Source organism: Sphingobium sp. 22B, assembly GCF_001580035.1.
Classification (GTDB): Bacteria; Pseudomonadota; Alphaproteobacteria; order Sphingomonadales; family Sphingomonadaceae; genus Sphingobium; species Sphingobium fuliginis.
Window position 1 is genome coordinate 1 of the sequence record NZ_LTAB01000026.1, and the last position, 11123, is coordinate 11123.

Genomic DNA, 11123 nt, shown 5'->3' on the forward strand with positions numbered 1-11123 from the left:
GCTGTCGCCAGGGCTCAGGATCTCCGGCCGCCTCTGCACGCATCCATCCTGTTTTGCGCCGTTTCTCACCCAACAAACCATCCAGGAAAAGATTGGCCGATGCCGCAACGCGTTCCTGGGTGAATAGCACGCGCATGCGAGCCTTCACGTCCCGCAGCGACGATGCCCAAAGCTCCAGTGTCGTTTCAATCGATGCGCCCGTCATCCACGGCCTCCCTACCATGGAGACCTATTGATTCAGAATTTCAATCAATATGCAACTGTAATGCTAGTTGTCTGGTTGCGACACATCATTGGCGTAATATAGTACGTCGTCGACTTTAGTCATAAGATCGTCCGGTGCCGTCGGCTTGTAAAGAGGATTGGCGAGCGCGGGCATAAGGCCGATCCGCTCCTCTACCTTCTGGCATGGCGAACTGCCGTGGAGCACGCGCTGTCGTCGCCGATTGTAGGCACGGTTGAAGCCGGTCAGCAGGATTTCGAGATCAGCATGGCCGGCGACGTTGATGCCCATCACTTCGCTGGCGATGCGGCCGTTGAAGCGTTCGACCATGCCATTGGTTTGCGGCGTATAGGGTCGCGTCGTGCGGTGAACGACCTTGATCTTCGCGCAGGCGCGTTCGAAATCGTCGGCGGTAAAACAGGATCCCCGGTCTGTCAGCACATGGGTGATGCGGAAGGGGAAAGCCCTTCTGGCGGCCTTGAGGAAGGCGACGGCGTTGGCAGCATTTTCAGCATCGTAGACGGCCAGATGGACGAAGCGTGAGCAGCGATCGATGGCGACATAAAGGAAACGCTTGCGAGTTTCGCCGTCCGCGGTGCGCAGCTTGGGCAGATGTTTGACGTCGATATGGACAAAGCCCAGGTCATAGTCCTGGAAGCGCCCCTGTCCTTTACGCGGCTGCGCCGTGGGCTTGGGCGGTCGTCGATTGAGCCCTTCGACCTTGAGTACCCTGTAGATGCTGTCGCGATTGAGGTGTGGCAGGAAGTGCCGGAGCACGAAGGTCAGGTCATCCAGGGCAAAGCCTGTCGCCCTGCGTACAGCACAGATGATCGCGCGTTCTTCCTCATTCATACGCCAAGCCAGACGATGGGGCCGACTTGGGCGATCCAGGATCGCCTGCTCTCCTCGCTTGCGCCATTTGCGGACCGTCTCATCGCTGATGCCATAGCGTTTCGCCACGACACTGGCAGGCTCGGTCGAACGGGCAATTTCCGCCCTTACAGCAGGCGTGGTTCGAGCCTGGGGATGTATCTGCACCATCACGAAACCTCATCAGCAAGGACGGCAAAGCGCCACGCGTGATCCGCGATGGCATTCTTTACCATATCCCAATGATGTGTCGCAACCAGACAGCTAGTCCNCACGAAACCTCATCAGCAAGGACGGCAAAGCGCCACGCGTGATCCGCGATGGCATTCTTTACCATATCCCAATGATGTGTCGCAACCAGACAGCTAGTCCTCCCCTGATTGCGTCATCACGCAGATACCCAACAGGAGGAGGAAGAAGCGCGCCGTCACTCGGTCAGCGCCCCTCCCCGGCATGGTTGCACAACGGTCACCGCTGGCTCCATCCAAGTCCCAACGCCTTTTGCAGGGCGACAAATGCACGATCAAGTTCGCCAGTCGCCTCCAGCACCGACTGATCGGCAGCCAGCGCCGCCCGTTCGGCATCGATTGACGTGGTCATCGGTATCGCTCCCTGCGCGTATCGCTGCCCGGCATAGGTCGCTGACTGCCTGGCGCCGTTCCGGCTTGCGATACTCGAAAACAGATTACGGCGCTGATTACCGAAGCGGGTCAGGCTGGTTTCCGCATCCGACAGCGCGCCGAGGACTGCCTTGCGATATTGCGCTTCCGCCTCGTCGCGGTCGGCCCGGGCCTGCTCGACCCGAGCACGATTACGGCCGAAGTCGAGGAAGCTCCAGCTGATCCGCGGCAGAAGAAGGCCCGCGATGCTGTCAGGATCGATCACATCGGCAATATTGGGGCCACCGAGGCCGATGATACCCATGATGCTGACGGATGGGAACTGCCGGGCGACGTTGACTCCGATCTTTGCGTTCGATGCCGCCAGCTGCCGCTCGGCTGCGCGAATGTCCGGCCGGCGTCGCAGCATGGCGGCCGGATCGCCAATCGCGACAGTCCCGGGGATCATCGGGATCGGCGCGGGGGTAGACAGCGCGGCGTCGTGTGCACCGGGTTCGTCGCCGGTGAGCAGGGCAAGCTGGTCGAGCGTGGTTGCGATCTGCCCTTCAAGCGGCAACAGCCCGGCCTCCGTGCGGGTCAGCTCAGTCTGGAGCCGAACCACCTCGTCGCGCGACGATGCACCGCGTTGCTCACGCTGTTGAAGCAGGGCGAGTGATCGCTGCTGAAGCTCCGCGGAGCGACGGGCCAGGATCAGGCGCTGCTGAAGTTCCCGCAGGGTCACATAATTCTGGGCGACCTCCGCCGAGAGACGAACCTGCGCATCGGCCCTGCTGGCTTCGGCTGCCTGAGCCTGGGCTTCGGCACCTTCGGCGGCACGGCGTCGCCCGCCGACCAGATCGATCTCCCAAGACGCGTCCAGGCCGGCGTTGTAGAATTCGGCCCTGATACGATCGGATTGCTCGCCTTGCGTCGGCAGCGCGAGCGAGCCGGCGGGAAGATCGGCAACGATCGCAGTCCCCGACGCCGAGACGGTGGGAAGCTGGTTTGTGCGCTGTTCGCGCAAGCTGGCGCGCGCCTTGCGGATGCGCGCCTCGGCGATCACCACGTCCGGATTAGAGGCAAGCGCGCGGTCGATCAGCATCGTGAGTTGCGCGTCGCCCATGCCTTCCCACCAGCGTGCGACAAGGGGCTGCGGTACCGTGACTGCCTGATCCGCGCGGCGAAATGTCGATCCGGCGCGCTCGCCGCTCGCGACGCTCGGCGGGCCTCCATAGTCGGGTCCGACGACGCATCCGGTCAAAAGGGCGGGGAGAATGGTCCAGCCAAGTCGCTTCATCAGTGCATCGCCATCTGCGTGTCGGAGGAGATCGGGCGGAGGAACAGCGCCAGCGGCGTGGTGATCGCGATCGCGACGCCGAGCGCGAAGAACAGGTCGTTATAGGCCATGACGGTAGACTGTTTGAGGAGTTGACCTGCGAGCTGCCGATAGGCGCCGGCTTCGCCGGACGGCATGGCCATAACCCTCGTGAACCATTCCTGTGTGGTCGCCGCGTTGGCCGACACCGTTTCGCTCAAGCGATTGAAATGGAGGAAGGTCTGACGGTCCTGAAGGGTGGCCATCATGGCAAGGCCGATCGATCCGCCGAGGTTGCGCCCGGCATTGAACAGTGCGGAAGCATCGCTGGCATCCTCGGGCGCCACGGCGCTGATCGCGGCTTGGTTTAGGAACATCATAGCGAAAATCTGACCGGCGCCGCGAATAATCTGCGAAGCCGTCAGATCGCCACCCGCTGACTGCGCCGTTAGGTGCCAGTCCATGGCGCAACTGATACCTATCAGCGTCATGCCGAAGATCACTGCCACACGGACATCCAGATATTTGAATGCGAGAGGAAGAAACGGCATTAGCATGATCGCGGGAATACCTGAGACGAAGACGACCTGTCCCGATTGTAGAGCACTGTAATTTGCCATTACTGAGAGAAACTGCGGGATTAAAAAGGTGACGCCGTAAAGGACAACGCCGATGACAAGGCTTAGAATGAAAACACTTCCAAATGACCGGCTGAAAATCAGCGTTAATTTGAGAACGGGTTGCGAAGACCGGACTTGCCCGATGGCGATGAGTGTGAAGCCCAGCAACGTCGCTAGAGCGAGCTTCACGATCATGGCGGACTCGAACCACATCTCGCTCTGCCCTTCCTCAAGCATCACGGTGAGCGCACCTAGGCCAATTGCGAGCCCTGCGATTCCGAGCCAGTCAGCATGGCGCAACTGGTCGAGCCGAAGATGCTCATGCTTTAGCCCTAGCAGAAGGAGGAGGACGAGCCCGACGCAGACCGGCACGTTGAGGAAAAAAGCATAGTGCCAGCTGTAGTTATCGGTCAGCCACCCACCGATGATCGGTCCAAGCACCGGGCCAAGGATGGCCGTGCCGCCGAAGGCAGCGGTGCCGATCGGCTGCTGTGATGGCGGTAGCCGGGTTGCGATGATGGTCATTGCGGTCGGAATCAAGGCACCGCCGGTAAAGCCTTGGCCAACGCGCCCGGCGATCATCATCGGCAGTGTCGTTGAAATACCGCACACTATCGAGAAGCCGGTGAAGCTGACCGCTGCACCCAGAAGGAAGTTGCGCAGGCCAAACAGGCGCACGAGGAAGGGGCTGAGCGGGATCATGACGATTTCCGCCACGAGATAGGAGGTCGCGACCCAGGTGCCCTCAGTTCCGCTCGCGCCGATCTCGCCCTGGATGGTGGGCAAGGCCGCATTGACGATCGAGATATCGAGCAGCGCCATGAATGACCCGATTGTTCCCGCCGCGACGGCGAGCCAGTCGCGCAGGCCTGCGCGTTCGGCGGCCATCAGCGCGCGCCCTGCATCTCACCGCGCTTCAGCCGCTCGGTTTCCTGCTCGATCCGTTCCCGGCTTCCCTTTGCGCCGATCGTGTCGACCGTGACCTCGACTGACAGGCCGGGCCGCAGCACCCGGCGCGCTTCCGGACCCGCCTCAATGCTGATGCGCACGGGCACCCGCTGGACGATCTTCGTGAAGTTCCCGGTCGCGTTCTCGGGCGGGATGAGCGAGAACTGCGCGCCTGTCCCTGGAGAGAAGCTGGCGACCCGGCCTCGCAGTTCGGCGCCGTCCAGTGCATCAACCTTGATGGTCACTGGCTGCCCGACGCGCATCAGAGCGACCTGCGTCTCCTTGAAATTCGCCTCGATGTAGAGCTGATAGACCGGCACCACCGACATCAGCCGGGTCGCCGGCTGGACATATTGCCCGGCCCGCACCGCCTTGTCGGCGACAACGCCGTCGATGCTGCTGCGGATCTCGACGGCACCGAGATCCGTCGAGGCGCGCGCAAGCTGCGCCTGCGCGGTGCCGCGCTGCGCCTCCGCCTGGCCGATGCGAGCCGCTTGTGTCGCGATACTGCGACGGGCGGCGAGGTAGGCGGCGCGCTGCGCGCGCAGATCGGCGGCGGTTCGATCACGCTGAAGGACAAGGTTTGCCAGACGCTCACGCGATTCCGCCCCTGTCCGAGCGAGGGGCTCGTAGCGTCTTACCTCGTTCTCTGCCGCTGCCGCGGCAGCCTCGGCGCTCGCAACCTGGGCGGCGGCCTGAGCGACAGTGGCCCGTTGCTCGTCAAGCGTCCGGCGTGCGGTCGTGATGTTGGCGCCGGCTGCGGCGATCTGAGCTTGCGCCTGATCGACATTGGCGCGGTAGTCACGAGGATCGAGGATGGCAAGCAGCTGGCCGCGGCGGACATGCTGGTTGTCGGCGACGAGGACACGCTCGACGTAGCCGCCGACCTTCGGTGAAACGGTCACAAAGTCCGCGCGCACATAGGCGTTGTTGGTCGATTGGAGGTACTGGCCGCTTGCGCGGTAATTCATATACCAGACGATGGCCGCGATGATGCCGGCGGCAAGCGCGGCGATGAGGACGTAGCGGACTATCGGGTAGCGCTCGAGAAGCGAGGGCTTCTTCTCAGCCTGGGTCTCCGATTGCGCATCCTGCTTAGGGTCACTGCCGTTTTCTTCAGCCCGCTCGTCAGCCACTCTACAACCCTATGATATGTAAACCGCGCCGTATCATAGTGGGCTTCGGATATTATTCCACCTGTTCTGATTGATTTTCGTATGGAGCTTAACTCCGGCAGCCCGACAGAGCGGCGAGTGTTGGGTTCGCGTTGTTCCACCCCCCAATCTTTAATGATCGAGGAAGTCACATGAACCCCACCTTTAAATGCTGAGCTTGTTAGCGTGAGCTCATCAGAGACGACAGCCTCGGGATATGGCGGCTCCCCGTAAAAAGCCCCGCCGCGCAAACCCCGCATCGATTGCGGTATTGAGGCGACGTAGTGCTGGGGCTGCGCCTGTTATTTCCCTCACCAAGCCACGAAAAGGTATGATCGAGTTGACAATCGTCTTTCCACCAGCTTCCGCCACTTTACCAAGACGATTTTCGTTACGGTCCGCTCCTACATCGTAAGCGTGGGCTGGAGCTTCCAATTACCCACATCTCGCCGCACGACTGATTCCGCTCGACTCATGGCTATTGCCTGAAGGGAGCGGCCCATGATTCATCCCCAAGCACCATTTCGCTGGAGCGGGGGTGCAAGGTGGGAAATTCTGTTTTCGATGCGGCCGGATGGGCTGATGGAGAAGTTGATCCCGGCGCCTTTCGTGATAAGCGGCTGGGCGAACGGCTTCGCACGATGCTTGAGCAGATGGCAGGTGCGATCGGCGCGCCGATTCCGATGGCTTGTCAGGACTGGGCCAATACCAAGGCGGCGTACCGCTTTTTGTCGAACGGCGCGGTCAACGAGGGTGAGATTCTCGCCGGGCATTTTCAGGCAACTCAGGCGCGTGTGGCTGCCCTTGACGGGTTCATCCTCGTTTTGCAGGACACCACCGAATTTTCCTATCAACGGCGCAATCCCGAGCGGATTGGTGCCATCGGTCTTTCACCGAGCCGGCGCGATGAATGGTCGGCTTCGGCTTCATATGGTCTGCGGCCTGCTCATGCACTCCAGCCTGGCGGTCACAACCGAGGGATTGCCACTGGGCCTGACAGCGGCGAAATTCTGGACCCGTACCAAGTTCAAGGGCACCAACGCGTTGAAGCGGCGGATCAACCCCACTCGGGTGCCGATCGAGGAGAAGGAGAGCTACCGCTGGCTCGAAAATATGCGCCAGTCGACGGCGCTGCTGGGCGACCCGGGGCGACTGGTTCACATTGGCGACCGGGAGAACGACATTTACGAGTTTTTCTGCGAAACACAGGCGCTCGGCACGCATTTCCTGGTGCGCACCTGTGTCGACCGTCTGGCCGGTGACGGTGGCCATACAATAGCCGATGAAATGAGCGAAACCACCGTGAAGGGCGTGCATCGGGTCAGCGTTGGCAAGGATGATCATGCCGACATTGAGCTACGCTATCGGCGCATCCAGGTTTTGCCGCCGATTGGAAAGCAAAAGCGCTATCCCTCCCTCAGCCTGACCATCTTGCACGCCCGTGAGTGTGGAACACCGGAGGGTCGACCCCCGATCGACTGGCGGCTCATCACCGATCTACCGGTAACAACGCCGGACGAAGCCATCGAAAAGCTCGACTGGTACGCCCAGCGTTGGAAGATTGAACTTTTCCACAAGATACTCAAATCCGGCTGCCGAGCCGAGGATGCACGGTTGCGGACCGCCGAACGCCTCGCCAACCTGATCGCCATATTCTGCATTCTGTCCTGGCGTCTGTTCTGGATGACCATGATCAACCGCACCGCTCCTGATGCATCGCCTCGGCTGGTCCTGACCGATGGTGAAATCACGCTGATCGACCGTCTTGCGGCGTACCGGAAGAACGGATCCGCAAGCAGAACCCTCGCCGATTATCTGACCCAAATCGCTCGACTCGGAGGCTATCTTGCGCGAGCCCATGATCCACCTCCCGGCAACATTGTCATCTGGAGTGTAAGCGCCGACAGAAGGTGGCGTTGACGCGGCCAGTCAGGCTTTGCGGCGTGTCCGCGGCGCCCATTTTTTCGCGAGCGCTTCCAGCCTTGCCTCGATCAGGGGGATATCGGGCTGGGCGTTGGGATCATGGTCGTCGCCGAGGGTCTCCAGCGCCTCTTCATGATATTCATGTTGGGGGTCGCCGAGCGCTTCGAGCTTTTCAGCATAGCCCCACGGGCCACCGCAGTCTTCTGGCGGCCTCATGCCTACTGCGTCGAGGATGAGCGGATATGTCAGGTCCGGCCTGGCCGGGCTGACGCGCTCGATCTTGACGCTGTGATCCCAGGCATCGCCAAAGTCGTAGAGATATTGGAAGGTCTTGCGCCTGGTATCCGCCAGAACCTGGGCGAGGGTAGCTTTACGGGCGTCGAGCGGTCCGTCGAAGCCGTATTCAGGATCGGGGATGCCGAAGCCGGTTTGCCCGAAGCTCATTTCCCACAGGTGAGAGTCCGTCCAGGAAAAGGCCGTCTGGAAGACGGTGTGCAGGCGATCGAGCCGGATATTGAGCGGGACCTCCAGCGTCCGACTGACGGTCGGTGTGACATCGTCCAGCGTAATCTTCATCCGCACCACGGTGCCGTTGCTCACGCAGCCTTCTCCAGATCGTTGGTCATCCTCGATGTCTGCCAGTTCCAGGGCAAGAAGTCATCGATCCGATTGATCGGATGGTTGCCGATGCGCTCGATGACGTCGGTAAACCAGGCCTCGGGCTCGACACCGTTGAGGCGGCATGTGCCGGCCAGCGAGTAAAAGAGCGCGGCGGCCTCTCCACCCTTCATGGAGCCGACGAACATCCAGTTCCGGCGCCCAAGAGCGACACCGCGCAGCGCGTTTTCCACCAGATTGTTGCTGATCTCGAGCCGACCATCATCGCAGTAGCGGATCATGGCCCGCCAGCGGTTGAGCGGATAGCGACAGGCACGCGCCAGATTGCTGTCGGAAGACAGGCCACGATTCTGGGTTTCGAGCCAGACGCGCAATGCCTCCAGCTTCGGCATCGCCTTGATTTGGCGGATACGTCTTCGCTCATCAGGTGGCGCACCCTTGATATCGCGCTCGATGGCGAAGAGTTCGGCGATCCGCACGACCGCCTCCGCCGCGATCGGTGACGGGCTCTTTTCCAGTATGTCGGTAAATTTCCTACGACTGTGACTCCAGCATCCAACTTCGACGATGTCCCTGGGAGCCTTGGTTTTGGGGTCGCGGTAAAGCGCGTTATAGCCCGCAAAACCATCCGCCTGGAGATACCCCTGATAGCCGGCGAGATGCTTTGCCGGATGCGCTCCGCCACGATCTGCGCTGAAGCGGAAGGCCACGGCGGGCGGGCTCATGTCGCCGCTGGAGCGATCATCGCGCAGATACACCCAGAAGTGCCCGGTTCGACTGCCGTCGCCATTGCCCAGCAGCGTGACCGACGTGTCGTCCCCATGGATTTTGGCGGCTTCCCGGATATAGGCGAACAACCGCTCGCCCAGCGGCGCCAGCAGCCACGCCAGTTTTCGCGCCCAGCGGCTCATCACATCCCGATCAATGTGAAGCCCAACGCGGCGGAAGATTACCGACTGCCGGTGCCAGGGCTGGTGATCGACAAAGCGATTGACGACGAGGTGGGCCAGCAGGGCGCTGCTCGCCATCACCTTGGGCAGCGGCAGATCGACAGCGGGCGCTTGTCGGATCTGTTCGCAGGATCGGCACGCCAGCCTGGGCCGGACATGGCGGATGACCCGGAAGCGCGCCGGGACATAGTCGAGAACCTCAGTGACGGCCTCGTCGATCTGCACTGACGGTCCATTACAACCGGCACTGCACGGGCCGGGCTGATGATCGACGGTCTGACGCGGGAAGTGTGCGGGAAGCGGAACGCGGCCGCCGGCTTTGCGGGCCGATTTCATCACGGGCGGCGCTGACACCTCATCGTTTGCCGGTTCCGGGGCTTCGACCTCCTCGAACATCAGCCGCAGCTGGGCGATATCCATTTTCTCGGAGCTGCGGCCGAACTGGACGCGCAGCAGCCGCGCGACACGATGCTCGAGCTTTTCGATCCGCAAGGTCTGGGCTTTGACGGTGGCTTGCGCCGCCGTCAGTTCGGCCCGTTCCTGCTCCATGACATCGGCCATCTCCAGCAGCATTTTCTGCAAGAGAACCGGGTCTGTGGGAAGGCGATCAAGGGCGAACCGCATGCCGCCGATAATAGCCGAAGCCCACGGTAAATCCTACATAAAATGGCGGTTTTCCTGATCTTTTTGGCTATGCGAGCCTCGGCGTGATCACCTCGTCGTGGACGATCGCCTGCTTCCAGTTCAGCCCTTCAACCAGCATCGCCATCTGGGCTGCCGACAGGCGGAGCGCGCCCTCATGAGCACGAGGCCACACGAACTTTCCGCGCTCGAGACGCTTCGCATACACGCATAGCCCGGACCCGTCCCAGACCAAGGCCTTCAACCTGTCGCCCCTTTTCCCGCGGAACAGGAAAACCGCCCCCGAGAAGGGATCAAGCTGAAGAATATTGCGCACCTGCGCCGACAGCCCATCAAATCCCTTGCGCATGTCGCACGGCGCCAGCGACAGATAGATTTTCGTCGAAGGCGGGAACGCCAGGCTCAATGATCCAGCTCCCGCAGGACATCGAGCACCTGTTTCAGGGCGGCCCGATCGACCTCGCCATCAACCAACACCGTCAGGCCGCACCGCCCGCGGACCTCGATCCGCCCTGGTTCCCCAGTTTTAGCCGACGGCGAAGACGATGCCAGTTCGACCGGCACGAAGCCTGCCATCGCTCCGCGGAGCAGCTGCTTGCGCCAGGTATAGAGCTGGCCTGTTCCAATGCTGTGCCGTCGAGCTACGGTCGATATGATCGCGCCAGGCGCCGTCGTCTCCTTCAGGATCGCCAGCTTCTCCTCGTCGCTCCAGTTCCGACGCCGCTCCAACCGTACAAGCGCTCCGCCATCACCGCGACCGCTCATACGAGGCTCGTTTGACTGCTCGATGTCCATGCTCACGCCTCCTCAAAAGCCGCGAGCTTTCCTATTCCGCTGCCGGCAGCAAGGCCGCCTTCCGTCGGCGCTTACTCTGGAGTGGATGGTCCCGACTGATGGACATCAAAATCGGTGCCGACGTCAGCCGTGTCACTTGTGGGTAATTGGAAGCGTCAGACCCCGCTTACCCTACATCGAAATCCGGTCCGAGAACATCGTCCAACTCAGCGATATTACGCTTTATCTCGTTGCAGGTGCGGGTCGATGCCCGATCATATGGGTTAGAAGAAGCGCTTAAGAGAATGGGTGGGATATCCTGCTTTACCGCTCCAACGTCTTTAGCTGGTTGGGAGGCAATAGATCGAACTGAATCCGTTCCGGTATTTTTGGATTCCTTGTGTCCCTCCTGAGCCGCGCCGGCAGACGCAAAAGTCAGTACCAAGATAGTAAAGGCAGCTGAAAATTTCGTCATATCCGTCCCTAT

The 11123-nt window shown here is 61.2% G+C and carries 10 protein-coding genes and 3 pseudogenes; 2 read left to right on the top strand and 11 right to left on the bottom strand.

The window, feature by feature from the left end; all coding sequences use genetic code 11:
* The 6 genes and pseudogenes from A0J57_RS19335 to A0J57_RS26980 all read right to left on the bottom strand — a co-directional run.
* Positions 1 to 205: pseudogene (locus tag A0J57_RS19335) on the bottom strand (IS701 family transposase); the annotation flags it as partial.
* A 63-nt stretch (positions 206 to 268) separates the two neighbouring features.
* The gene (locus A0J57_RS19340) at positions 269 to 1264 is read right to left on the bottom strand and encodes an IS481 family transposase (protein ID WP_061938784.1); all 996 of its coding nucleotides are present in this window, start codon (positions 1262 to 1264) and stop codon (positions 269 to 271) included.
* Between the two features lie 297 nt (positions 1265 to 1561).
* The gene (locus A0J57_RS19345) at positions 1562 to 2989 is read right to left on the bottom strand and encodes an efflux transporter outer membrane subunit (protein WP_046766331.1); all 1428 of its coding nucleotides are present in this window, start codon (positions 2987 to 2989) and stop codon (positions 1562 to 1564) included.
* On the bottom strand, positions 2989 to 4515 hold the full coding sequence (locus tag A0J57_RS19350; RefSeq protein WP_046766330.1) for a DHA2 family efflux MFS transporter permease subunit: 1527 nt from the start codon (positions 4513 to 4515) through the stop codon (positions 2989 to 2991). The genes A0J57_RS19345 and A0J57_RS19350 overlap by 1 nt, the downstream gene beginning before the upstream one ends.
* Positions 4515 to 5711, bottom strand: coding sequence for an HlyD family secretion protein (locus A0J57_RS19355; protein WP_061938787.1), 1197 nt, complete (start codon positions 5709 to 5711; stop codon positions 4515 to 4517). Before A0J57_RS19355 ends, A0J57_RS19350 begins: the two co-directional genes overlap by 1 nt.
* Positions 5712 to 5924: 213 nt before the next feature.
* Positions 5925 to 6125 (bottom strand): annotated as a pseudogene (locus A0J57_RS26980) (hypothetical protein); the annotation flags it as partial.
* Between the two features lie 149 nt (positions 6126 to 6274).
* Here A0J57_RS26980 and A0J57_RS27365 point away from each other — a divergent pair.
* Positions 6275 to 6415: pseudogene (locus A0J57_RS27365) on the top strand (transposase DNA-binding-containing protein); the annotation flags it as partial.
* A 262-nt stretch (positions 6416 to 6677) separates the two neighbouring features.
* The gene (locus tag A0J57_RS26990; protein WP_212611297.1) at positions 6678 to 7649 is read left to right on the top strand and encodes an IS4 family transposase; all 972 of its coding nucleotides are present in this window, start codon (positions 6678 to 6680) and stop codon (positions 7647 to 7649) included.
* Positions 7650 to 7658: 9 nt separating this feature from the next.
* On the opposite strand, the gene A0J57_RS19365 is transcribed toward A0J57_RS26990, so the two are convergent.
* The 5 genes from A0J57_RS19365 to A0J57_RS26100 all read right to left on the bottom strand — a co-directional run bounded on the left by A0J57_RS19365 (position 7659) and on the right by A0J57_RS26100 (position 11111).
* Complete coding sequence (locus A0J57_RS19365) at positions 7659 to 8252, bottom strand: plasmid pRiA4b ORF-3 family protein (protein ID WP_232307734.1); 594 nt, start codon at positions 8250 to 8252, stop codon at positions 7659 to 7661.
* Positions 8249 to 9793 carry an IS66 family transposase gene (locus A0J57_RS25075; protein ID WP_235600916.1) on the bottom strand — a complete coding sequence of 515 codons (1545 nt, stop codon included), beginning with the start codon at positions 9791 to 9793 and terminating at the stop codon, positions 8249 to 8251. Before A0J57_RS25075 ends, A0J57_RS19365 begins: the two co-directional genes overlap by 4 nt.
* A 118-nt stretch (positions 9794 to 9911) precedes the next feature.
* Positions 9912 to 10268 (bottom strand): IS66 family insertion sequence element accessory protein TnpB, encoded by a 357-nt coding sequence (gene tnpB / locus A0J57_RS19375; RefSeq protein WP_226869714.1) that lies wholly within the window; start codon positions 10266 to 10268, stop codon positions 9912 to 9914.
* Entirely contained in the window at positions 10265 to 10657 is a 393-nt protein-coding gene (locus tag A0J57_RS19380; protein WP_082718744.1) for a transposase, read from the bottom strand. Before A0J57_RS19380 ends, tnpB begins: the two co-directional genes overlap by 4 nt.
* A gap of 166 nt (positions 10658 to 10823) precedes the next feature.
* Positions 10824 to 11111, bottom strand: coding sequence for a hypothetical protein (locus tag A0J57_RS26100; RefSeq protein ID WP_139111431.1), 288 nt, complete (start codon positions 11109 to 11111; stop codon positions 10824 to 10826).
* Positions 11112 to 11123: the final 12 nt, after the last annotated feature.